Annotated in this window: 16 protein-coding genes and 2 pseudogenes; 9 read left to right on the top strand and 9 right to left on the bottom strand. The window is 39.5% G+C overall.

All coding sequences use genetic code 11. The features are described from left to right. Positions 1 to 60 precede the first annotated feature (60 nt). Positions 61 to 323, bottom strand: a pseudogene (locus DXB63_RS18235) (transposase); the annotation flags it as partial. A gap of 193 nt (positions 324 to 516) precedes the next feature. On the opposite strand from DXB63_RS18235, the gene DXB63_RS09690 reads away from it, so the two are divergent. Together DXB63_RS09690 and DXB63_RS09685 are read left to right on the top strand one after the other, a co-directional pair. After that, positions 517 to 5,061: a choice-of-anchor J domain-containing protein gene (locus DXB63_RS09690; RefSeq protein ID WP_122126207.1), complete on the top strand. Its 4,545-nt coding sequence runs from the start codon at positions 517 to 519 to the stop codon at positions 5,059 to 5,061. 62 nt (positions 5,062 to 5,123) lie between these two features. Continuing rightward, on the top strand, positions 5,124 to 7,019 hold the full coding sequence (locus tag DXB63_RS09685) for an Omp28-related outer membrane protein (RefSeq protein ID WP_122126206.1): 1,896 nt from the start codon (positions 5,124 to 5,126) through the stop codon (positions 7,017 to 7,019). Between the two features lie 130 nt (positions 7,020 to 7,149). Here DXB63_RS09685 and DXB63_RS09680 read toward each other — a convergent pair whose 3' ends face one another. Genes DXB63_RS09680 through DXB63_RS09665 form a run of 4 tightly spaced genes read right to left on the bottom strand, consistent with a single transcriptional unit; the run spans position 7,150 to position 11,350 of the window. Next, a complete protein-coding gene (locus DXB63_RS09680) occupies positions 7,150 to 8,169 on the bottom strand; it encodes a zinc-binding alcohol dehydrogenase family protein (protein ID WP_122126205.1) in 1,020 nt (339 codons plus the stop codon). Positions 8,170 to 8,193: 24 nt separating this feature from the next. Then, positions 8,194 to 9,453, bottom strand: a complete 1,260-nt coding sequence (gene fucP / locus DXB63_RS09675; protein ID WP_122126204.1) for an L-fucose:H+ symporter permease — start codon at positions 9,451 to 9,453, stop codon at positions 8,194 to 8,196. Positions 9,454 to 9,476: 23 nt separating this feature from the next. Beyond that, on the bottom strand, positions 9,477 to 10,400 hold the full coding sequence (locus tag DXB63_RS09670; RefSeq protein ID WP_122126217.1) for an amidohydrolase: 924 nt from the start codon (positions 10,398 to 10,400) through the stop codon (positions 9,477 to 9,479). A gap of 17 nt (positions 10,401 to 10,417) precedes the next feature. After that, positions 10,418 to 11,350, bottom strand: a complete 933-nt coding sequence (locus tag DXB63_RS09665) for an aldo/keto reductase (protein ID WP_122126203.1) — start codon at positions 11,348 to 11,350, stop codon at positions 10,418 to 10,420. Between the two features lie 151 nt (positions 11,351 to 11,501). Here DXB63_RS09665 and DXB63_RS09660 point away from each other — a divergent pair, with 151 nt between their 5' ends. The 7 genes from DXB63_RS09660 to rodA all read left to right on the top strand — a co-directional run bounded on the left by DXB63_RS09660 (position 11,502) and on the right by rodA (position 20,109). Beyond that, positions 11,502 to 12,518, top strand: coding sequence for a LacI family DNA-binding transcriptional regulator (locus tag DXB63_RS09660; RefSeq protein ID WP_122126216.1), 1,017 nt, complete (start codon positions 11,502 to 11,504; stop codon positions 12,516 to 12,518). A 321-nt stretch (positions 12,519 to 12,839) separates the two neighbouring features. After that, the gene (gene purH / locus DXB63_RS09655) at positions 12,840 to 14,363 is read left to right on the top strand and encodes a bifunctional phosphoribosylaminoimidazolecarboxamide formyltransferase/IMP cyclohydrolase (RefSeq protein ID WP_122126202.1); all 1,524 of its coding nucleotides are present in this window, start codon (positions 12,840 to 12,842) and stop codon (positions 14,361 to 14,363) included. A gap of 94 nt (positions 14,364 to 14,457) precedes the next feature. Continuing rightward, complete coding sequence (locus DXB63_RS09650; RefSeq protein ID WP_122126201.1) at positions 14,458 to 15,480, top strand: rod shape-determining protein; 1,023 nt, start codon at positions 14,458 to 14,460, stop codon at positions 15,478 to 15,480. A gap of 6 nt (positions 15,481 to 15,486) precedes the next feature. Beyond that, positions 15,487 to 16,329, top strand: coding sequence for a rod shape-determining protein MreC (gene mreC, locus DXB63_RS09645; RefSeq protein ID WP_122126200.1), 843 nt, complete (start codon positions 15,487 to 15,489; stop codon positions 16,327 to 16,329). Next, positions 16,329 to 16,826: a rod shape-determining protein MreD gene (mreD, locus tag DXB63_RS09640; RefSeq protein WP_122126199.1), complete on the top strand. Its 498-nt coding sequence runs from the start codon at positions 16,329 to 16,331 to the stop codon at positions 16,824 to 16,826. The genes mreC and mreD overlap by 1 nt, the downstream gene beginning before the upstream one ends. A 3-nt stretch (positions 16,827 to 16,829) precedes the next feature. Further along, positions 16,830 to 18,677, top strand: a complete 1,848-nt coding sequence (mrdA, locus tag DXB63_RS09635; protein ID WP_122126198.1) for a penicillin-binding protein 2 — start codon at positions 16,830 to 16,832, stop codon at positions 18,675 to 18,677. Then, complete coding sequence (gene rodA, locus DXB63_RS09630) at positions 18,658 to 20,109, top strand: rod shape-determining protein RodA (RefSeq protein ID WP_122126197.1); 1,452 nt, start codon at positions 18,658 to 18,660, stop codon at positions 20,107 to 20,109. Before mrdA ends, rodA begins: the two co-directional genes overlap by 20 nt. Positions 20,110 to 20,532: 423 nt before the next feature. Here the strand turns inward: rodA and DXB63_RS09625 are convergent, their stop codons facing one another. The 4 genes and pseudogenes from DXB63_RS09625 to metF all read right to left on the bottom strand — a co-directional run bounded on the left by DXB63_RS09625 (position 20,533) and on the right by metF (position 24,341). Then, positions 20,533 to 20,970, bottom strand: coding sequence for a gliding motility lipoprotein GldH (locus DXB63_RS09625; RefSeq protein WP_369869598.1), 438 nt, complete (start codon positions 20,968 to 20,970; stop codon positions 20,533 to 20,535). 19 nt (positions 20,971 to 20,989) lie between these two features. Beyond that, positions 20,990 to 22,237 (bottom strand): annotated as a pseudogene (locus DXB63_RS09620) (stage 0 sporulation family protein); the annotation flags it as partial. A gap of 24 nt (positions 22,238 to 22,261) precedes the next feature. Further along, entirely contained in the window at positions 22,262 to 23,386 is a 1,125-nt protein-coding gene (gene holB, locus DXB63_RS09615) for a DNA polymerase III subunit delta' (RefSeq protein WP_122126194.1), read from the bottom strand. Position 23,387: 1 nt separating this feature from the next. Continuing rightward, on the bottom strand, positions 23,388 to 24,341 hold the full coding sequence (gene metF / locus DXB63_RS09610; protein WP_122126193.1) for a methylenetetrahydrofolate reductase [NAD(P)H]: 954 nt from the start codon (positions 24,339 to 24,341) through the stop codon (positions 23,388 to 23,390). Positions 24,342 to 24,373: the final 32 nt, after the last annotated feature.

The following is a 24,373-nucleotide window of genomic DNA, read 5'->3' as shown; positions in this document are numbered from 1 at the left end:
ATAATTGGGAGGCAAAGATAAGAATTTAGACTTAATCCCTCAGGTTTTTACGTTGGTCCCTTTTATCCTTGCATTAAAAGATTCGGAGGCAGCATTTGTAGAACGCCTTTCAAAGAAATTGATAATATTCAGGCAGTGTGTGTCTGTATTGATCGCGCCACTCTTCCAAACGTAAGAAAGCCCGATTTGTCCACTTCATCATACCGTCCGGCAAGTCGTGTCAAAGCTATATCCTTAAACCGACATTGATGATAGATTAATCCTAACCTCATAGATAAGTAATAATCTTTCTTTATATCCGGATACTCCCGAAAAAGTATTTCCTAGAACAGTGAATATTAGCAGACCTAATATATACCCAAGGTATAAATTTATGAGTTATTTATTATCTTTTGGTTTATATATGTTTTTAAACATGGCTATTTATTATGAAATTATTTAAAAAAACAATAATATTGCAGTTATTAAAGCTGGTTAAAAATGTACCACCTATTAATAAATATAATAAGATAAGTTATGAAAAAGGGATTATTTACGCTTTTAATTGTTTTTGTGGCCTTGTTTGTGGCAGATATGAGTGCGCAAACCTCTCGTAAGGCCAAAGTTCCGGTACAAAAAGATGTAGCTTTTGAATCACTTCGATGGACACAGCGCAGACCATTGTCGTTGATTAATGGTTTTAAAACTTCTATGCCGTTTAAGGTATCGCAGAAGGGTGCATTGGGTAGATTCTTTGCTAAATCAGTTGGAGATGGTACAATGATTAATGGTAATGTGATTGCTGCTAATAATTGGACGGAGGATAATTTGCATTATGGTGTTTATTCCTTTAATGCAAAAGGTGATTTTACTATTGATCCTATTATTGAAAAAGCTGAATTAAATTCACCAATGGCTGTTTATGCTAAAGGAAAATATTATACTTTTGGCTATCAGGAATTTTGGGGGATGTTGCTTGAAGTTTCTTGTACTATATTTAATACCGAAACGTGGGAAAGAGAAAATGTATCTTCTAACGAGGCGGTATGGAATAATATTCCGGTATCTTCTGCGATGGCTTATGATGCGACAACCGACAATGTGTATGCTGTAACTTATAATGCAGATCTGACCGGGTATTATTTAAGTATAATGGATCAGGAGAATGGTACTTTTACTAGAATAAGTGACTTAAGTAGAGCATTTATTACACTTGCTGTTGCACCGGATGGGATATTATATGGTATTAGTGAAGAGGGAGTGCTTTACAAATTGGGCAAAGATGGGACAGAAACATTTATTGGAGTAACGGGCTTAACTCCTAAATACTCTCAATCTATGATCTGTGATCCTATTACCGGAAAATTATATTGGGCATTTATCAATGATCAGGAATCTGCACTTTATGAAATAAATACTTTGACAGGTACAGCCTATAAAATTGATGATATGCCTCATTTTGAAGAAATAGTAGGCATGTTCATTGAGGCTCCCGCTTTTTCTGATAAGGTGCCGGAGGCAGTGACAGATTTGAAATTTACTCCAAGCTTAGAGGGTAGTTTGAACGGCATTGTTTCTTGTGTTGCTCCGACAGAAAATAAAAAAGGAGAAAACCTTTCTGGGACCGTCAAGGTGACGATTTATTCCGGAATGGAAAAGATTCTGGAACAAGATGTAACCCCGGGAACTACGGTACGAAAAAATAATTACACTTTTGATGCAAATAAACTGTATACGCTTTATGCAGTAGCGTCAAATTCGGAAGGTGAAAGTCCGAAACAGAGTATTACCATTTATGTGGGTAAAGATGTGGCTAGTGCTCCTAGTAATGTGACACTTAGTATTCAAGAAAAGCAGGCTACACTTACTTGGATTGCCCCGCGTATCGGATTGCAGGATGGTTATATTGATCCGACACAAGTCTCTTATAAAATTGTACGTCATATGGGAGATGATGAAGGTACGTTTGTCACTACAACAGCGGCTGGTGTTACGACTTGTTCGGATATAGTACCTAATGCTACGGCAAAGTATTCTTATGCAGTAACAGCTATGTATGATAATAAAGAAGGGGGCACAGCAATATCTAATAAGGTATTGTCAGTAGGTGCTTATGAGTTACCATTCTATGATGATTTTAGTGACGGAGACTTATCTACTTCACTTTACACTTTTCTGGATTTAGATGAAGACGGACATGATAATCAGAGCGAATGGTTTTGGAAGGAAGATGAAAAACTGATGCAATTCTGTGCAGATAATGTACATGTCGGCAATGACTGGCTGATTACTCCGGCTATTCATCTGGATGGTAAAAACTTATATGATCTGAACTTTAACATTAATATGGGTAAACCTTCTAATTTGAGAGTAACCATTGGTACATCGACAGATCCGAAAGACCATACTACTATTTTGGATTTAAATAATATCAATGACACTTATAAAACTAATCATTCGACTGTCTTAAAAGCTTCCGAGGGGATCTATTATATAGGTTTTTATGCTTACAGTGGTTTAGAAAGTTTTTACATGAATTTGTTTGATATAAAATTGGAAGCCGGTGTGTCTTCAGAAATCCCTGATTCTATCTATAATTTGAAAATAGTTCCGGCAGAAAAAGGTGAGGCGTCTGCTAAGATATCATTCAATGCACCGAAGACACTGGTAAATGGTACCCCTATTCCTAGTTCATTTAAAGTGAATGTTTATCGGAATGATGAACTTGCTAAAGAATTTTCAGTTACTCAAGGGCAAATTGTAGATTGGACAGATGAAAAACCTGTTTTGGGTAGTAGTACTTACCGTTTTGTCGCAGTTTTGGGTGAATTGGAAGGATTTGCTAATTCCAAAACTGTTTGGATTGGTCCGGATATCTCAGAACCTGTAAAAGATGCGACAGCTAAAACTATTGATGGTAATATGCACGTGTTATTGACGTGGAAGGCTCCTGAAAAAGGTGCTAACGGTGGCTATTTTAATATTAATGATATCACTTATTCTATATGGCGCAGCAATGATGGAAAGGAGTATACACAGTTAGAAAAAAATCTTAAAGTGTTGACCTATACCGATGTCGAAATAGAAAAAGAACTTAATGGTAAACAAGACAGCTACTATTATGCAGTGACTGCCGACTCTAAGAGTGGAGTAAGCGAAGCAGATGCTAAATTTATAGTAGTAGGTACTCCCTATAAGTTTCCTGCATGGGAATCTTTCCCGAATGGTCAATTCCATATTTATCCGTGGACAACAGAACCAATCGAGGGCTCGTTTAGTTGGGAATGTTTACGTGATGACAGAGATGCTGAAGTATATCCGCAAGATAATGATAAAGGATTTATTAAATTCTATAATACTTGGTCGGAAAAGGCAGATAGTCGTTTGAAAACTCCTGTGCTTGATTTAAGTGGAAGTAAAAATCCATCGTTTAGTTTCTTCATGTTCCACTGGAAGAATGAGGATGTAGAGGCTGATGGTGGAAAAACTAAAATATCAATTGAAATATCCGTAGATGGTGGAGCATTTAAACAAATAGGTGAAGATATAACGGCGGGTTATGAAAGAGATGGCTGGGTAGAACATCGTATTTCTTTGGCTGAATATAAAAATGCAAAACAGGTACAATTCGGTTTAAGGGGATATACAGATAATACTTGGATGTATTATTATGTGGATAATATTCGTATAGAAGAACAGGAAGATAATGATTTGGCTGTAACTGGATTCTACGGAACAGAAAGCGGAAACATAAATGATGAGTGTGTTTATACATTACAATATTTTAACCGTGGTTTGAAAGTTGCTTCTGGATATAAGATTGAATTATATCAGGATGACCAATTAGTACAAAGCCTGAATGGTGAGGATATCCAACCTAATGAAATAAAGATAGTAGATTTAAAAACTTTATTGAGTGCGGCTAAAGCTGGGCAAGAAAGTGTATTCTATGCAAAAATTGTTTATGATAAAGATGGAAATACTGATAATAATCAGAGTCCTTTTGTAAATACGACGATAAAAGAGTCTTGGTATCCTGTCGTTGAAGATCTTAAAGGCACAGCAAAGGGAAATGAAATAATGTTGTCATGGACTGCACCTATTATTCCGACTACACCAACCGAAACATTGGATGGAGTAGAAGATTATGAACCGTTTGCCATCAATAATATTGGGAATTGGGTTACTTATGATGGTGATCAAAGTGGAGCCGGGACAATAATAGGGCTTCCTGATTATCCGAATAGAGAGAAAAATCAGGCATTCCAGGTTTGGGCTTTTGGCTATTTGGATGGTGCTTCTGCTGAAGATTATCCGTATTTACAAGCCAGAACAGGAGACCAATGCTTTATTTCTTGGTATGCAAATACTTCTTATATCGGCGAAAGTCCTTTCAATGATGATTATTTGATTTCTCCGGAGGTCTTGGGTGGGACTAAAGTTGGTTTTTATATCCATCGTATAGATGAAGATGCAGATGAAGAATATTATCAAGTAATGTATTCCACTACTACTCAAGATCCAGAAGAGTTTAAAGTATTGCAAGAAGGGGCAGCTGCTTACGATTGGGAAAAGGTAGAAGTTACTTTGCCGGCTGATGCACGTTATTTTGCTATTCATTATATAGCCGAGGACCAATACGGTATTTTGATTGACGATATAAGTTATACTTCTGCTGTTTTCGCACTGAAAGTGAAAGGATTTAATGTATTCCGTGATGGACAAAAGATAAACAATGAATTATTGATAGAACCAATGTTTAAAGATACAGGTGTATCAACAGGAAAGCATAATTACCAAGTTTCTGTAGTGTATGACCGTGGTGAGTCTAATGCTTCAGAGGCGATTGAAGTTACTGCCGGTACCGGTATACATAATATAAGAGCAGGAGTGAATGTTTTTGTGGAGAACACTCGTATAGCAGTTATAACTGAAAGTATTCAACCGGTTTATATTTATACTGTAGATGGTAAGTGTATTGCATCTGACGTGATAAAGAATAAAGCCTATTTCTCTGTAGAAAAGGGTATATATATAGTTAAAGTTGGAGAGATGGTGACGAAAGTTGTTGTAGGTGAATAATTATAAAATGGAGAGTATGCGTTTATATTGGCGCATACTTTCACTTAAATAAAAAGATAATTATGAATAAAAATATATTGTTATTTGCCTTATGTAGTATATTAACGGCTGCGATTTATGCGCAAACATATAAAGTAAATCTTGGCTATCTTAATGAACAAAAAGCATCAGATCAATCAGATGGTGTAGTATTGGGGTATTGTAGTGAAAAACTTGTTATGCAGGTTGGAAAAGGAGAAAACACAGAAGTTGCTGCTGCTATTTATATACCTGCACTTATGTTGAAACCGTATATCGGTAATAAGATTAAAACTATCCGCTACGGCCTAATGTCGGCAACGACAGAAACCTCTATATTTATAAAAAAAGATTTAAATGGAGATAACGTTGTTACAAAGTCTGTGGGTGATGCTACACGGGGATGGAATGAAGTAGAATTGGAATATATCATTGGTGAGGAAGGGCTTTATATCGGGTATGAAGCAAAAGGAACAGATCCATTGGCTTTATCGGATAATTATTCGGAAAATGGATTGTTTTTGCGTGAGTCCGATGGCTCTTGGGGAAATTATGCCCAAATGAATGCGTGGAATGCACTGAATGTAGAGATAATTGTTAATGGAGATAATATGCCTGTCAATGTTATGTCAATCCTTAACTTGGATGATATTTATGCTCAACAAAACAAGAGTTTTATAATATCCGGTATTGTGGAAAATCTATCTGTCACGAATGTGAATAACTATGAAATTACCTATAAAATAGATGATGGGGAAACGAAGAGCCAAATCTTTAACGACAAAATGTTGGCAAGTAACTATAGAGATACTTTCCGTATTGAACTATCTTCTTTAAATGAAGTCAAGGATTATAAAATTGAAGTCAATCTTTCTAAAGTAAATGGAGTAGCGAATACAAATACTTATAATAACACGTGGGAATCATTAATCCATTGCAAAGAATATCTTTTCCCACGCAAAGTTGTGATAGAGGAGGGCTCCGGTACCTGGTGTAAATATTGTGTGCGGGGCATTGTCGGTATGCAGGAAATGAAAAAACGATATCCTGAAAATTTTATTGGAATAGTGTCTCATAAAGGAGATGTGATGGCTGCCAGTTCTTATGCTCAACTGCATTCTAAGTTTTTCTCTGCCGGTTTACCCAATAGTGTAGTGAATCGTAAAAGTAACTTAGTAGTAGATCCTGCGCTTGAGAATCTTGAAAAGGCATTTAAAAAAGAATGCATACCTTCGGATATTGGAATAGAAGTTACAGCAAGTTTTACATCTAATAATAAAGACGCTATTGATATTAGAACGACCACGACATTTGGATTTTCGGAAGAAAATGTAGCTTACCGAATAGCTTTAGTACTTGTTGAAGACAGTGTTACCGGGACAGGACAACAATATGAACAGTTGAACGCTTATACAAAAGAAAGCGGAGGTCAGTTCGACGGCATGGAAATGGGTGGCTTTGAGAATCTTCCATATGTGGTACCTGCCGATCAGATGGTATATGAAAATGTAGCACGGGGTATTTATAAATCTTTTGTGGGTAATTTGAATAGTGTGCCATATATTGTCGAAAAAGGAGTAGGATATAAATTTTCGTATACTATAGATAAGACTTCTTTTAAGAGTGCTAAAGTCAATAATAAAGAGAATTTGTTGATTGTAGCTTTATTGTTGGATACTAATACCGGAGAAATAATAAATGCTGATAGAGTGAAAGTCGGGGAGTATAATCCTTTAGATATGACGAATTCTGAAATTTCTGAATTGAAGGTTTATGCAATAGATGGTCGTATCTGTGTAGAAGGGGCATATGATAATCTGCACGTATTTACTTCGGATGGAATAGAAGTAGGTTCTGATAATTTGCAATACGGAATTTATTTTGTTCAGATAATAAGAGGAAGTGATATAATTGTACGTAAAGTATATATTTCCCAATAATATTCTATTTAAAAGTAAATAGTTGTATTTTATTACGGCTTTTAATTTTAATCAAGTTGGTATTTATGCTAAAATCGACGGTGACTTTTTCGATCACCGTCGATTTTATATTGTATGAAAGGAAGTATTCTTAGTCGAATTCTACTAAGATGCGGAATACTTTTCCCGGGGCTGCTGCCCATTCCTGCATGGCCTTTAATGCAGTTTCAGGTTTAGCTATTTTACTGATTAATTCATCTTTAGGACAAGTTTCTTGCTCCATATAGCGGATGACTGCTCTAAAATCGGCAGGTAAGGCATTGCGTGAACCACGAATATCCAATTCTTTTTGTACGAAATACTTAGTTTGAAATGCTATTTCTGTTTTCGCATAACCTATACAGACGACCCTTCCGGTAAAGCCTACTTCATCTATTGCCATTATGTAAGTAGCCGGACTTCCTACTGCTTCGATGACTACATCCGGACCCAATCCTTCTGTTATTTCCAATAAACGTTCATGTACGTTTTCTGCTTTTGAATTGATGGTGTGGTGTGCACCTACCCGTTTTGCTAACTCTAATTTTTCATCATCAAGGTCTACGGCAATGACTGTTGCTCCGCGAAGTGCGGCACGAATGATGGCTCCGATTCCAATCATTCCGCAACCGATGACCATCACTGTGTCAATGTCGGTAACTTGAGCACGTGAAACTGCATGGAAACCTACACTCATCGGTTCTATCAGAGCACAATCTCTTGGCGAAATGTTTGCAGCAGGGATAACTTTAGTCCACGGCAGCACAACATATTCGCACATGGCTCCATTGCGTTGCACGCCCAATGTCTCATTATGCTCGCAAGCATTCACCCTACCATTACGGCATGAAGCACACTTGCCGCAATTAGTATATGGATTAACGGTCACGTTCATTCCCGGTTTTAAGGATGCCGGAACTCCTTCTCCTGTGGCTTCGATAACGGCTCCCACCTCATGTCCCGGTATAACGGGTAGTTTTACCATGGGGTTGCGTCCTAAAAACGTGTTTAAGTCCGAACCGCAAAAACCTACGTATTTAATCTTAACGAGAACCTCTCCCGGATTCAAAACCGGTTTCTCAATATCGACTACCTTCATCTCAGAAGGAGCTGTAATCTGAATTGCTTTCATTTATTATCTATAATTTAAGTTGTTTTAATCAATGACTTTATATCCTTTCCAACCATAATATGCGCAAAACAAGAAGCAAATCATGGGGATGAGGTAAGCTATATAGTAGATATGTTCATTTAAATGCATCACATATGCTGTGAGCTGAGGCAAGCAGGCATTCCCTACGATAGCCATTACCAGAAAGGCGGAGCCGCTTTTGGTGTTACTCCCCAGGTCTTTTAGTGCCAATGAAAATTGTGTCGGGTACATGATAGACATGAAGAAAGAGATAGCCAGCATGGCATATAATCCTACCCAACCGCCGAAACAAGCTACTATAATACATAATAGTACGTTGACGATTGAATATATCAGCAACATATCTTGCGGGCGGAATTTTATCATGAGTAATGTCCCTATCCAACGTCCTAACAGGAAAGCGAGCATATAGAGACCGAAGAAAGTCGTTGCGGTATTTTCCGGTAGTCCGGCATAAGTACAACAATAAACCAGAAACAAGCTGTTAATCGCAGTCTGTCCACCATTATAGAAGAACTGTGCGATAACTCCCCAGCGCAAGTGTGAACGTTTTAATACTTTAAAATCAATTAGTTTCTCGCCTTTCTTCTCTTCTCCTTCTATGCTGTCGCCTTCTTTTATCTTTGGCAATTTGGAAAAGATGAAGATGACTGCGATTATGATTAATAATAGTGCGAGCATCAGATAAGGAAGTTTCATGGCATCTGTTTCCATTTGTATATAGCCGTCCCATCCACCGGGGAACTCGGCAGGCAATGATTCACGGGTGTAATGATTCCCGCTGAGTATCAGTTTGCTAAGAAACATGGCGGCGATGAATGCCCCTAAACCGTTGAATGATTGAGCCAGATTCAGCCTGCGTGGTGCAGTGTCCGGATTACCAAGTGCTGTTACATAAGGATTGGCAGCTGTTTCCAAGAAACACATACCGGTGGCAATGATGAAGAAGATGCACAGATAAGCCCAGTATTCTTTTAATATGGCTGCGGGAAAGAATAACAACCCTCCACAGGCTGCCAATAATAATCCGAAGACGATTCCTGACTTATAGCTATATTTTTTCATAAACATGGCAATGGGAATCGGGCAGATAAAGTAGGCGAGCCAATAGGCACTCTCGGTAAAAGAGGCTTCGAATGCATTTAACTCGCAGGTTTTCATGAGCTGTCTAATCATGGTGGGTAACAGATTACTGCTGATTGCCCATAAGAAGAAAAGGCAGAAAATGAGTGCTAAGGGAATAAAATAGTTATTTTTTTTCATGGTAATGATAATGACGTAATTAGTTATTCGGACATATTCTTTATATAAGGAAGGGTTATCAGGTTTGTAAAACCATAGAACCTTTCGGCATTTCTGCCTAAAAACAATTCTTTTTCTTCCGGTGTCAGTTCTTTTGTTTTCAATATAAAGTCGTAAGACATTTTATAAGTGATGGCGGTGATGGTACGAGGATAATCCGAACCCCACATCAACTTCTCTATTCCCACAAGGTCTGCTGCTTCTTTAATGGCATTTACAGCTCCGTTGAACGGGTAAAATTCATCATTGAATAACCAGGTAATTCCTCCCGATTCAATCATCACATGCTTATTGCGGGCTAATTTTATTTGCTCCTGCCAATTGCGGGTTGTTACCATTCCGAAATGGCCGATAGCGATTTTTAGTCGGGGACATTCCTGAATAATTTCTTTCATTTCTTGCACTTGTGTGTCGCCGTCGGCTAAATCAATGGAAAGAATGGTGTCATGTTCTTCCATGTAATGAAACATTTCCATCATTTCGGGGCTGTTCAGCATCACTCTTCCTTCTTTTAGAAATAATCGGTGAGCGGGAATTTTGATGGCTTCGAACCCTGCGGCAATCAGTTCCTTTGCTTGTTGCAGATAGCCCGGTTTACGGAACTCGCACATACCGCATACAAAAAAACGGTTAGGGTACTGATTCTTGACTTCTGTCAGATAATCATTTTGGATACCGTCAATATATTCCTGTGTGACTACAGCTGCGGATACTTGGGCATAATCCATATTCGAGAGAAAGACTTCCGCACTGTTTTTCCCGTCGATCATGAATGGAGGAATCATTTGCCGCTCTTCTCCCATGAATAAGGAACGTCCATTCTTTAGGGTACGGATGGGTAATCCGTTTACTTCCGTATCTTGGCGTAACCACAGATGGGAGTGGGCATCGATAATTTTAAAGTTCATTCTTTCTCCTCCCATCGTTATGAGTTAGCCCATCCTACGCGTTTCTGGTCACCGATAATGTCTTGAACTTCTTTTACCAAATTCCAGTCGATCGGTTCTTCTGCGTATGCAATATTTTTCAATACATTATCCGGATTGGCAGAACTGAACAGAGTCGTGGCGATACGAGGATTGCTTACGGAATATTGAATGGCAAGTTTTTCTATCGGATAGTTTTTAGACTGGCAGTGCTGAACTGCTTTCCTACATGCTTCAACTAAAGGTTTGGGTGCGGGATGCCATGCCGGAACGCCACGCTGTGAAAGTAAACCCATAGAAAGAGGAGAGGCGTTGATAATACCGATATTCTTTGACTCGAAGAAATCCAGATAGTCTGCTAACTTCTCGTCGTTCAGGCAATAGTGGCAGAAGTTTAAAATACTTTCAACTGTGCCCGGCTCTGTATGTTCTACCACCCAATGCAGGTTTTCCAATTGCAAATCCGTAATGCCCACATGCTTCACGATGCCTTTCTTTTTAAGTTTTGCCAAAGCCGGCAAAGTTTCACCGACAACTTGATTTAGGTCGGCAAATTCAACATCGTGCACATTGATTAAATCAATATAATCTATGTTCAGTCTTTCCAGGCTTTCATAAACACTTTCCGTTGCCCGTTTTGCCGAATAATCCCATGTGTTAACACCGTCTTTACCGTAACGTCCTACTTTGGTGGAAAGATAATATTTATCACGTGGAATATCTTTTAATGCTTTGCCCAGTACGGTCTCAGCTTTATAATGTCCGTAGTAAGGAGAAACGTCGATAAAGTTCATTCCGTTTTCTACTGCTGTGAACACGGCTTTAATACCTTCTGCTTCACGGATGTCATGGAATACTCCTCCTAAAGAAGAGGCTCCGAAACTAAGGTTGGATACACGCATGCCGGTTTTCCCGATTTCATTGTAATTCATAGTCTTAACAGTTATTATTTATTGTACTTCCGGTTTCAAAAATAGGATGATAAAGAGTAAGAAAGTCCTCTGTACTACTGAAAAAAGCACGCAAACCTTTGCGTAAATGATCCGGATGAATTACATTTGTGAAAGTAATGATTTGGCAGGAATGAAGGATAAAAGGCATGTTTCTTTACGGGATTTGGCAGAAGAGTTGGGAGTCTCTGTCTCCACCGTCTCACGGGCATTGAAAGATAGTCCGGAGGTAGGGTATGAAATGAGGGAGAGGGTGAAACAACTGGCTAAAGAGCGGAATTATCGTCCCAATCCGTTTGCTGTGAGCTTGCTGAAGAACAGTCCGCGCATTATCGGCATTATAGTCCCCGATATAGTAACGCATTTTTACTCTTCTATTATAAGCGGTATTAGTGATGTGGCTCGCAGTAATCACTATTCGGTCATTATTACTTCTTCATATGAACAGTATGAGCTGGAAAAGCAGTGTGTGGAAGATTTGGTGAATATCCGTGTGGAGGGAATTATAGCGTGTATCTCTCAGGAGACGACGGATTATACGCATTTTGAAGCCTTATCCAAACAACGTGTGCCGGTTGTGTTTTTTGACCGGGTTTGTCTTCAGGATATTTACTCCTGTGTTGTGGCTGATAACGTAGAATCCGGTCGTATTGCGACCGAGCATCTTTTGTCGAATGGAGCCAAGCGAATCGGATTTATAGGAGGCGCAAACCATCTGGAGATTGTGAAACAACGTAAACATGGCTATCTGGAAGCATTGAGGCAATACCATGTCCCGATAGAACGGGAGTTGGTGATATGTGAGAAAATGACGTATGAAGAAGGTAGTGAAGCCACTTGCAGGTTGTTGGCTCTGCCTGTCCCGCCGGATGCGATCCTTGCCATGAATGATACATTGGCGTTTGCTGCGATGAAAGAAATAAAGAAACGCAAGCTGCATATACCCCAAGATGTAGCTTTGATAGGCTATACAGACGAGTTGCATTCCAATTATGTAGAGCCGGCTCTTACGGCAATGACTCACCAAACCTATAAAATGGGTACCTCTGCCTGCGATCTGCTTTTACGTCATCTAAAGGAAGAAAGCAAACCGAAGTGTATTGTTGTTCCCACTCACTTGGTAGTGAGAGATTCTTCCGTTAAGATTTAACAGACCGGTCCTTTCCGTTCATTCGTTTAGCCCGGCACATCCTATCGTTTAACCATGCCTGAACGACAGGCTTGCCATGGTGAAACGACAGGATGAGCATGGTGAAACGATTCAATTCACAGGACGGATTTATGCAACTTCCGTGAAGAAATACTTGATGATACTTTAAATCTTAATTGCATCGATATACGTTTGAGCGACAGGAAGATAATTATTTTTTGTTTTGTACTTAAAATAATTTTAAATCATAGGGTATTTATTAGGTGCAATAAAGTAGAAATTCGTAACTTTGCGCATCAAAATTCTTAATCTGCAAAGTAAATGTCTGAAACGAAGAAGATTAAAACCGCATTAGTGTCGGTTTACCATAAAGAAGGTTTGGATGAAATTATAACCAAACTGCATGAAGAAGGTGTAGAATTCCTTTCTACCGGAGGAACACGTCAGTTTATAGAATCATTGGGAATCCCCTGCAAAGCGGTGGAAGACCTGACTACTTATCCTTCTATCCTTGGAGGTAGAGTGAAAACATTGCATCCGAAGGTATTTGGAGGAATCCTTTGTAGGAGAGGATTGGAGCAGGACATTCAACAAATAGAAAAATACGAAATACCGGAAATAGATTTAGTAATCGTGGACCTTTATCCGTTTGAAGCAACAGTTGCTTCCGGTGCAAGTGAAGCGGATATCATTGAGAAGATAGATATAGGTGGCATCTCATTGATTCGTGCCGCTGCCAAGAATTTCAATGATGTGGTTATTGTGGCTTCCCAAGCGCAATATAAACCATTGCTTGATATGCTGATGGAAAACGGAGCGGCTTCTACGCTTGAAGAACGTCGTTGGATGGCTAAAGAGGCATTTGCTGTTTCATCTCACTATGATTCGGCTATCTTTAATTATTTTGATAAAGGAGAAGGTTCTGCTTTCCGCTATGCGGGAGATAATGAAAAAACACTTCGCTATGGTGAAAATCCTCATCAAAAGGGGGCTTTCTATGGTGATTTGGATGCCGTTTTCGATCAGATTCACGGAAAGGAAATTTCCTATAATAACCTTTTGGATATTAATGCAGCTGTTGATTTGATTGATGAATTCGAAGATGTGACTTTTGCTGTATTGAAACATAACAATGCTTGCGGTCTGGCTTCACGCCCTACAGTTTTGGAAGCATGGAAAGATGCCTTGGCGGGTGATCCTGTTTCTGCATTCGGCGGAGTCTTGATAACCAATGCCGTTATAGACAAGGAAACTGCAGAGGAGGTAAACAAGATATTCTTTGAAGTTATTATTGCACCGGATTATGATGTGGATGCATTGGAGATACTCGGTCAGAAGAAAAACCGTATCATCCTGGTACGCAAAGATGCTAAATTCCCGAAGAAACAATTCCGTTCTTTGCTGAATGGTGTATTGGTACAAGAGAAAGACACGGATATAGAAACTGCTGCAGATCTAAAAACTGTTACGGACAAAGCTCCGACGGAACAGGAAGTGGAAGATATGTTGTTTGCTAATAGAATAGTAAAGAATAGCAAGTCTAATGCCATTGTTTTGGCAAAGGGTAAGCAACTGCTAGCCAGTGGAGTTGGTCAGACTTCACGCGTAGATGCATTGAAGCAGGCTATTGAGAAAGCGAAATCATTTGGTTTTGACCTTAATGGTGCTGTAATGGCAAGTGATGCTTTCTTCCCATTCCCTGATTGTGTGGAGATTGCAGATAAAGAAGGTGTGACGGCTGTTATCCAACCGGGTGGCTCTGTAAAAGATGACCTTTCGTTTGAATATTGCAACCAACATGGTATGGCAATGGTCGTAACCGGTATAAGACATTTTAAACATTAAAATATAATTAAGTTAGGAAACCGGGAGTGAAATTATAGTAAGTTTCATCTTTTAGTCTTGTTTTCCTATCTCGATTATTAATTCTTAATTAATTATGGGATTATTCTCTTTTACACAAGAAATAGCAATGGACCTTGGCACGGCCAATACCATTATTATCAGTGGCGGTAAAATCGTTGTAGATGAGCCTTCTGTTGTAGCTTTGGACAGGAGAAGCGATAAAATGATTGCCGTTGGTGATAAAGCAAAAATGATGCATGAGAAAACGCATGATAATATCCGTACTATCCGTCCGTTGCGTGATGGAGTGATTGCGGATTTCTATGCTTGCGAACAGATGATGCGCGGACTTATTAAGATGGTTAATACAGGTAGTCGCCTGTTCTCACCGTCTCTTCGTATGGTGATCGGTGTTCCTTCGGGAAGTACGGAAGTGGAACTTCGTGCCGTACGTGACTCTGCGGAACATGCCGGAGGGCGTGATGTCTATCTGATATTTGAACCGATGGCTGCCGCTATTGGTATCGGTATAGATGTGGAAGCACCGGAAGGTAATATGATTGTAGATATAGGTGGTGGTTCTACCGAAATTGCCGTTATCTCTTTAGGAGGTATCGTTTCAAATAACTCTATCCGTATTGCCGGTGATGACTTGACTGCGGACATTCAGGAGTATATGAGCCGTCAGCATAATGTGAAAGTCAGCGAACGTATGGCAGAACGTATTAAAATCAACGTGGGTGCCGCTTTAACCGATTTAGGTGAAGAAGCTCCGGAAGATTATATTGTACATGGACCTAACCGTATTACCGCTTTGCCTATGGAAGTACCGGTTTGCTATCAGGAGGTAGCTCATTGTTTGGAGAAGTCGATTGCAAAGATAGAGACTGCTATCCTGAGTGCTTTGGAACATACTCCGCCGGAGTTGTATGCGGATATTGTGCATAATGGAATCTATTTGGCAGGAGGTGGTGCCTTGTTACGCGGTTTGGATAAACGTTTGACGGATAAGATTAATATTCCTTTTCATATTGCGGACGATCCTCTACATTCTGTTGCTAAAGGTACAGGTGTGGCGTTGAAGAACGTAGACCGGTTCTCGTTCCTGATGCGATAAGTAGTAATGAAGAATCTGCTGAATTTTCTTATTAAGTATAATTACTGGTTCCTCTTTCTTTTGTTAGAGGTAATCAGTTTTGTCTTATTGTTCCGTTTCAATCACTATCAGAGTAGCGTATTCTTTACCTCCGGCAATAAGACTGTAGGTAAGGTTTATGAAATATCAAGCGGAGTAACTTCGTATTTTCATCTGAAGTCGGTGAACTCGGACTTATTGGATAAGAATATAAATTTGGAACAGCAGGTGGTAGCTTTGCAGCAGAAATTACATGATTTGCAGATGGACTCTGCAACGATAACACATATCGGTGATTCTGTCTTGTCTCATTATAAGGTAATCAAAGCAAATGTGATTAATAATAGCTTGAACAGGCTGAACAATTATATTACATTAGACAAGGGAGCGGATGATGGTGTTCGTTCGGAGATGGGAGTCATTGATGGTAACGGGGTGGTAGGTATTATTTATATGACTTCCGCTCATTATTCGGTGGCTATTTCTGTGTTGAACAGTAAATCAAGCATTAATTGCAAGATAAAAGGAAGCAATTACTTTGGTTATTTGAAATGGGAAGGAGGAGACTCGCAGTATGCTTATGTAAAAGATCTGCCTCGCCATGCTAAGTTTGCTTTAGGAGATACGGTGGTTACGAATGGATATTCATCGGTGTTTCCTTCCGGTATAATGGTCGGCACGGTAGATGATATGTCTGATTCGCATGATGGTCTTTCTTATTTATTAAAGGTAAAACTTGCTACGGATTTCGGGAAGCTTGGAGAGGTGAGAGTGATTTCACATAATACATTTGCCGAACAAAACAAACTGGAACAGAAATCTAAAAAATAATGGTATACGTATATATAAAAAGGTTTGCGTGGTTTATTGGATTGGTACTGCTTCAAGTATTGGTCTTGAACTATATCCATATAGCCGGATATGCTACTCCTTTTCTATATATTTATTTTATACTGAAGTTGGACACAGGAGTTTCACGTAATGAGTTGATGTTATGGGGATTCTTCTTGGGATTATCCGTAGACATATTTTCCAATACGCCGGGAATGAATGCTGCCGCTACTGTTTTATTGGCTTTTGCAAGGCCGTTCATCTTTCGTTTGTTTTCTCCGCGTGATACCTTTGATGATGTGGAACCGTCATTTAAAAGCATAGGAATCAGTTCGTTTATTAAATATGTAGTGGCAGGAGTTTTACTTCATCACACAGCGTTATTAACGCTTGAAGCATTCTCATTCTTTGATCTGCCCGTGTTATTACTGAAGATTATTACAAGCAGTTTACTTACGACATTGTGTATTTTGGGTATTGAAGGAATAAGGAAATAAGTTGTGGCAAAGGATTATAATCTTGAGAAACGGAAATATGTGATTGGAGGGATAGCCGTCTCTATCGTGTTGATCTTTCTAATTCGTCTTTTTGTGCTTCAAATCCTGACGGATGACTATAAGAAGAATGCCGATAGTAATGCTTTCTTGAAAAAAATACAGTATCCTTCCAGAGGTGTAATGTACGATCGGCAAGGAGAGCTTCTGGTATATAACCAGCCTGCTTATGATATAACAATGGTTCCTAAAGAGATAGAGAATCTCGATACGCTTGATTTGTGTAATGCACTTAATATTACCCGTGGATACTTTGAACGCCGGATGAGAGATATTCGGGATCGTCATATCAATCCGGGTTATTCCCGTTATACGCATCAGGTTTTTATGACGCAATTATCGGCGGAAGAATGTGGCGTTTTTCAAGAGAAATTATTCAAATTCCCGGGTTTCTATATTCAACGTCGTACCATTCGGCAATACACATATAATTCTGCGGCACATGTGTTGGGCGATATTGGTGAAGTATCCATGCGTGATATAGAATCGGATGATTATTATATACGTGGAGACTTTGTGGGGAAGCAAGGAATAGAACGTTCGTACGAAAAGCAATTGCGTGGGGAAAAGGGAGTCGAAATACTGCTTCGTGATGCTCATGGACGTATTCAAGGACGATATATGGATGGCGAACTAGACCAGACTCCTACGCCGGGTAAAGATTTGACTTTAGGCTTGGATATCAAGCTTCAAATGCTAGGTGAACGTTTAATGCAAAATAAAATCGGCAGTATTGTTGCCATTGAGCCGGAGACAGGAGAAATTCTTTGTATGGTTTCGTCCCCGACGTTTGATCCTCGTGTGATGATTGGGCGACAGCGTGGTAAGAATCACCTGGAATTAGAACGTAATCCTCAGAAACCATTACTTAACCGTGCGATTATGGGGGCTTATCCTCCCGGTTCTACTTTTAAGACAGCGCAGGGATTGACTTTCTTGCAGGAAGGGGTGATTCAGGCGAATACTCTTTTCCCTTGTTCGCATGGATTTGTACATGCGGGACTGCGTGTCGGTTGTCATGCTCACCCTGCACCGTTACCTTTGATCCCGGCGATAGCAACTTCTTGTAATTCTTATTTCTGTTGGGGATTATACCGTATGATGGGTATGAAAAAATATGGTAAGGTTCAGAATGCTATGACTGTATGGAAGGACCACATGGTATCTATGGGATTCGGTTATAAGCTGGGAGTGGATTTGCCCGGTGAGAAAAGAGGGTTGATACCTAATGCGCAGTTTTATGATAAGGCATATAGAGGTTCTTGGAATGGGTTGACTGTTATCAGTATTGCCATCGGACAGGGAGAAGTGTTATTAACTCCATTACAAATTGCCAATTTAGGTGCGACAATCGCTAATCGGGGATATTTCGTTACCCCGCATATTGTGAAGGAAGTAGAAGGGGAATCTTTAGATAGTTTGTACTCTGCAAGGAGATATACGGATGTGGATAAGGCATATTACGATATAATTGTGGAAGGAATGCGTAATGCCGTATTAGGAGGAACGTGTCGTGCTGCTAATATTCCGGGAATTGAAGTATGTGGAAAGACAGGTACGGCACAGAACCGTGGGCATGACCACTCGGTATTTATGGGATTTGCACCAATGGATAAACCAAAGATTGCTATTGCCGTATATGTGGAAAATGGTGGATTCGGTGCTGTATATGGTGTACCGATCGGTGCGTTGATGATGGAACAATATTTGAATGGCGAACTTTCGGAATCCAGTAAGATTAAAGCAGAAGAGTTTAGTAATAGGACGATAATGTATGGCAACCAGGAACGTTAGTGTATGGAGGACAGTGGACTGGACGACGATTATTCTTTATTTGATACTCGTCATCTGTGGTTGGTTTAGCGTCTGCGGAGCCAGTTATACCTATGGAGATATGGACTTCTTTTCTTTTGGCAGTCGTTCCGGTAAACAGCTGGTTTGGATATTATGTTCTTTCGGCTTAGGCTTTGTCCTGTTGATGTTAGAGGAAAAGATGTACGATATGTTTTCCTACCTTATATATATAGGTATGATTCTGTTGTTGATTGTCACAATCTTCATTGCACCGGACACCAAAGGTTCACGCTCTTGGTTGGTAATGGGACCTGTCAGTTTACAACCGGCCGAATTTGCGAAGTTTGCTACCGCATTAGTGCTTGCCAAATATATGAGTGCCTATTCTTTTAATATAGGAAAGATGAAGAATATGCTCATGCTTGCTTTATTTATACTCTTGCCGATGGGTTTGATAATCATGCAACGGGAAACCGGATCTGCTTTAGTTTATTTGGCATTCTTTCTCATGTTGTATAGAGAAGGTATGCCGGGCGCTATTTTGTTCTCCGGCGTTTGTGCGGTGATTTATTTTATCGTATCCATACGTTTTAGTAATGAGTTTATAGGTAATACGCCAACTGTCATCGGTGAATTTGCCGTTTTATCTATGATACTATTGTTTGCCGGGAGCATGGTATGGGTGTATTGTAAAAGGGATGTTGCTGCACGTAATATCATTGGCATTAGTTTGTTGGTGGTAGTCTTAGGATTGATAGTGTCACGTTTCATCGTTGTTTTCAATTTAGTTTATATATTATGGGGACTATGTATTGTCCTTATCGGATACCTTTTTTATCTAAGTATAGTAAAACGTAATAAGAATTTTGGTTTGATAGCTCTTTTTACCATTGGCTCAATTGGTTTTCTTTATTCCGGAGATTATGTGTTTAATAAGGTCTTGGAGCCTCACCAACAGGTGCGTATTAAAGTAGTGTTGGGTATGGAGGAAGATTTGGCAGGAGCCGGTTATAATGTGAACCAGTCTAAGATAGCTATCGGTTCCGGCGGACTCACAGGAAAAGGCTTTTTAAATGGGACGCAGACTAAACTTAAATATGTGCCGGAACAAGATACGGATTTTATTTTTTGTACGGTAGGAGAGGAGAAAGGATTTATAGGATCATCCATTGTCTTATTACTGTTCTTAACGCTGATTTTACGCTTAATTGTTCTTGCAGAACGACAGCATGGCACATTCGGTCGAGTTTATGGTTATTCCATAGTGAGTATTTTCTTGTTTCACCTATTTATTAATATCGGAATGGTGTTGGGGTTGTCTCCTGTGATCGGTATTCCGTTACCCTTCTTTAGTTATGGAGGCTCTTCGCTATGGGGTTTTACTTTATTATTATTTATTTTCCTGCGGATAGATGCGGCGAGAGGAGAGTAACGGTCGTTTGTTTTCAAACGATAGGAGTTTGTGAGCAGAGGACCGTACGTTCGTAAACAATCGACCGTATGTTTGTTTTCAAACGTCCCGATGTTTTTTTCAATCAACCCGATGTTTTTTAAAAACATCAAGGTGTTTATAGGTGAAATACAGTATAAAAAACAAATAACCCTCAAACAACCTTCAATCTTTCAGTCTACTAATTTATGATTGATTATCAGTTTGTTGTCCTGAACCTTTCTCCGGAAAAAGATTCAGCCGATAAACTGTGCCTGAAGTCTTGCTGAATGATTCCATCATTCAGGATAACTCATTCTATTTCAATGCAAAATCGGCGGACTGAAGGATGAAGCATATAGGAGATAATTGCTCTGAAAGGGGATACAGAGAAAGAGAAATTTAGAATATCAGGTGAGTCGTAATCTATCTTTCTAGTCGTATTCCTATATCGTTGATACCTTGAAGTAAAGCATCCGTCATGCCGTGATTAATGCGGAAGATAAGTGTGTCCAAGTGTAGTAACGGTGGTATTTCTTTGTAGGAAAATGAATTTTGATAGATAGCTCCGATTCCTGTACCTGTCCATCGCCCTTCTTTATTGGCAAGTGTATATTCTATGGTATCGGTAGTAGAAAAGTCGGAACCTTTTTTACTAATATTGACAAATAAAAAAAGGTTTGTATAAGGGTAATATTCCGAATTACGTGTCTCAATAGATATATGTATCGGCATTACCGTATCATTTACAGGTACGGTAAAAGTAAGAGTGTCACTTTTTCCCCATCCGTCGAGCGGTATTGATGAGAAAGAGTGATATATTTTTTTATTATCACATGCTGACAGTATGATAACTGCCAGCATGAGAATGAATAGATGATTATTCTTTCGGAGCATTTGAAGACTGGCTGTTTCTTTGCGGCTTTTGAGGACGATTATTATTGTCGTTCCCGTTACCTTGTTGTTCCGGCTTGCGATTATTGCTTTCAATGCCCTGCTGTCCCGCACCTTGTGGCTTTTTCTTCTTCTTTTTACGGTTGGGATTATTTCCGCCGTTATTGTTGCCGCCTTTGCGTTTATCAAAACGGGTAAGGCTTTCCTGTTCCAAAAGATCGGCAGACGGTTTTGGTTCCGGTTTATGCTCGGATGGAAGGAGAGTATCCGGCTTTTGTCCTTTACGGTTCATATTGATAATCTCAAAGGCTCTTTTTCCCGTAATGGTAACTGCGTTCGCTACAAAATTCTTGTCGGTAGAATAGGTGATTACTCCTTTTAGAATATCTGCTTTAAAGAAATAGTAGGTACCGTCTTTCGTCTCCAGTTCGATTTCCCGTGAGGGCAAACGCTTCTGTGATTCTACGTAATCATCCACTTCGTAATTGAGGCAACATTTTAGTTTGGCACATTGTCCTGCAAGTTTTTGAGGGTTGAGAGATATATCCTGAAAGCGAGCGGCGTTGGTTGAGACAGAAACAAAGCTTGTCATCCATGTAGCACAGCAAAGCTCTCTTCCGCATGGACCAATACCTCCGATACGTCCGGCTTCCTGACGGGCACCTATCTGTTTCATTTCGATACGTACTTTGAAGGCTTCTGCCAATACTTTAATGAGTTGGCGAAAATCGACACGTTCGTCGGCAATATAATAAAAGATAGCTTTATTGCCGTCTCCCTGATATTCCACATCACCGATCTTCATGTTGAGGTTGAGGCTCAATGCTATTTGGCGCGCATGTATCATGGTTGCATGTTCTTTAGCCTTGGCCTCATCATATTTTTCCATGTCTACGGCTTTTGCTTTACGATAGACACGCTTGATTTCAGTATCCGCTTTAAAGTTAACCTTTCTCATTTGCAGAGGTACAAGTCGTCCGGTCAGAGTGACTGTTCCTATGTCGTGTCCCGGATTGGCTTCTACCGCTACGATATCTCCTTTTTCTAATTTTAATTTGTTGCTGTTACGGAAATATCCTTTACGGGTATTCTTAAATTGCACTTCTACCATATCGGATTCTTCGCCATTACCGGGAATATCCGCCATATAGTCATAAGTATTTAGTTTATTATTTTGTCGGGAGCAACCTTTGCAACAAAGATTGCCACTCCCGTTTTTTAGTTTAAAATCTGTCATATATCATTATATAATTTTTATCGGTTATTGTTTTAATAATACAATCATTTTGAGCGAGAAATCGAAGAATATCATTTTGGGGTTCACATTTTGTTCCACATGGGCTTGTGCCTCACTCAGTTCATTCATGATACCCATTACATTACGCTCGTTGACGAATGGTGCGAAACGCGATGAGAAGTTCATTTCTTCATTACTCATATAAATTAAGTCCCGTTGCCGGAAATTATAGATAAAGTTTTCCCGTATCATACGTTGGCAATATTCCAGAAAGTTCTTCTGACGTTCACGTCCCATAGCTGCTACTTGCTCGCTCCACAACTTCATTTCACGTAGTTTGCGTTGGTAGGAAAGACGCATCAAGTTGACGAATAACTCAAAGAAAAGTTTATTGTCTTCACTTAAATGAATGGTTTCCATTGCCTTTACGAAACTGCCGTTAGACAATCGCGCTACGTTTTCCGCATCCTGTTGTTGTAGGCCGAACTTAGATTGTAGGGCTTCAGTAATACTGCTTTCATCCAGTTTTCGGATGTTGAGTCGTTGCGTGCGGCTTAGAATCGTTTGCAGAATAAGTTCCGGAGCTTCGGAAATAAGTAGAAACACAGTCTTTTCAGGCGGTTCTTCCAATAGCTTTAATAGCTTGTTAGCACATACAACATGCATCTTTTCCGGTAACCATATAATCATGACTTTGTATCCGCCTTCACTGGATTTCAGACTTAATTTACGTACTATTTCATCACTTTCTTTGGCATAAATCAGTGCTTGTGCGTTCTCTGCTCCCATTTCGTTAAGCCAATGGCTTAACCCGAAATAAGGATTTGCTAATATAAAACTTCTCCACTCTGATATGTAATCATCTGAAACTACGTCTTTTCCTGATTTCTTTTTTACTACAGGATAAACAAAATGAAGATCGGGATGCACTAATTTGTTGAATTTGATACAAGACGGACATTTGCCGCAAGCATCGTTTTCACCTTTATCCGTACAACAGATATAACGGGCATAGGCAATAGCCAATGGCAACTTCCCTACTCCTTCAGGTCCGCAGAGTAGTTGTGCATGTGGAATTCTTCCCTCTTTGACTTCAAGGATGAATTTTTGTTTGGCTTCTTCTTGTCCTATTATATCTTTAAAAAACATATTAATATATCTCCTTTGCTATTTGCTTGATACTTTCTATGGCAGATACAGTATAGAAATGGATACTTGGTACTCCATGTGCCATTAGTTCCTTACACTGTTGTATGCACCACTCTATACCTACTTGCTTTGCCTCCTCATCTGTTTTGCATTTTGCCGCTTCTTGCGCTAATGGTTCGGGAAGGTCTACTTTAAAAGTTTTGGGAACCATACTCAGTTGCGATATTTTAGCAAATGGTTTTATTCCCGGAATGATGGGTACATTGATTCCTTCTTCACGAACACGCTTGACAAAGTCAAAATATTTACGGTTATCATAAAATAACTGTGTTACAGCATATTCTGCCCCAGCTTCTACTTTTTTCTTCAACCAATGAATATCCGATTCTATATTGGGGGCTTCTTCGTGTTTCTCCGGATAGCAGGCAACTCCGTATGAAAATGGAGTACCGGTTACTTTGATGGGAGAACCATCGACAAAGAGCCCTTTGTTGAAGTCATTAATTTGTTGTTGAAGTTCTATGGCATGGTGATAGCCGTTTCCTTCAGGGGTGAAAGCTGCTTCATGTTTCGCTTTGTCACCTCTCAATACTAATAAGTCGGTAATGCCTAAAAACTGTAAATCCAGCAATACATATTCAGTCTCTTCACGAGTGAACCCGCTACAGAGGATATGGGGAACAACAGTAATGTTATATTTGTTTTGAATGGCAGCAGCAACCGCCACTGTCCCCGGACGCCTGCGCATTTTGCGTTTTTCGAATAATCCGTTTTCTAAATCTTTATATACGTATTCACTTCGATGGGTAGTGATATTGATATATTTAGGGTCAAATTCTCGTAGCGTATCTATTGTATTGTATAGTTTCTCAATGCCTGTCCCTTTTAGAGGTGGCAGGATTTCAAAAGAGAAAGCGGTCTTTTCGTTACTTCTTATTAAATCTATAACCTTCATCTTGTTGTTTTTATGCGGATTTGTTCTGCATA

Source organism: Bacteroides sp. OM05-12, assembly GCF_003438995.1.
Classification (GTDB): Bacteria; Bacteroidota; Bacteroidia; order Bacteroidales; family Bacteroidaceae; genus Bacteroides.
This window is presented reverse-complemented; position numbering and strand designations above follow the sequence as displayed.

What these genes read in the sequence shown, in the direction of transcription:
- DXB63_RS09690 (WP_122126207.1), top strand. Translation starts at nt 517, where the DNA reads ATGAAAAAGGGATTATTTACGCTTTTAATTGTTTTTGTGGCCTTGTTT.
- DXB63_RS09685 (WP_122126206.1), top strand. Translation starts at nt 5,124, where the DNA reads ATGAATAAAAATATATTGTTATTTGCCTTATGTAGTATATTAACGGCT.
- DXB63_RS09680 (WP_122126205.1), bottom strand. Translation starts at nt 8,169, where the DNA reads ATGAAAGCAATTCAGATTACAGCTCCTTCTGAGATGAAGGTAGTCGAT.
- fucP (WP_122126204.1), bottom strand. Translation starts at nt 9,453, where the DNA reads ATGAAAAAAAATAACTATTTTATTCCCTTAGCACTCATTTTCTGCCTT.
- DXB63_RS09670 (WP_122126217.1), bottom strand. Translation starts at nt 10,400, where the DNA reads ATGAACTTTAAAATTATCGATGCCCACTCCCATCTGTGGTTACGCCAA.
- DXB63_RS09665 (WP_122126203.1), bottom strand. Translation starts at nt 11,350, where the DNA reads ATGAATTACAATGAAATCGGGAAAACCGGCATGCGTGTATCCAACCTT.
- DXB63_RS09660 (WP_122126216.1), top strand. Translation starts at nt 11,502, where the DNA reads ATGAAGGATAAAAGGCATGTTTCTTTACGGGATTTGGCAGAAGAGTTG.
- purH (WP_122126202.1), top strand. Translation starts at nt 12,840, where the DNA reads ATGTCTGAAACGAAGAAGATTAAAACCGCATTAGTGTCGGTTTACCAT.
- DXB63_RS09650 (WP_122126201.1), top strand. Translation starts at nt 14,458, where the DNA reads ATGGGATTATTCTCTTTTACACAAGAAATAGCAATGGACCTTGGCACG.
- mreC (WP_122126200.1), top strand. Translation starts at nt 15,487, where the DNA reads ATGAAGAATCTGCTGAATTTTCTTATTAAGTATAATTACTGGTTCCTC.
- mreD (WP_122126199.1), top strand. Translation starts at nt 16,329, where the DNA reads ATGGTATACGTATATATAAAAAGGTTTGCGTGGTTTATTGGATTGGTA.
- rodA (WP_122126197.1), top strand. Translation starts at nt 18,658, where the DNA reads ATGGCAACCAGGAACGTTAGTGTATGGAGGACAGTGGACTGGACGACG.
- DXB63_RS09625 (WP_369869598.1), bottom strand. Translation starts at nt 20,970, where the DNA reads ATGCTGGCAGTTATCATACTGTCAGCATGTGATAATAAAAAAATATAT.
- holB (WP_122126194.1), bottom strand. Translation starts at nt 23,386, where the DNA reads ATGTTTTTTAAAGATATAATAGGACAAGAAGAAGCCAAACAAAAATTC.
- metF (WP_122126193.1), bottom strand. Translation starts at nt 24,341, where the DNA reads ATGAAGGTTATAGATTTAATAAGAAGTAACGAAAAGACCGCTTTCTCT.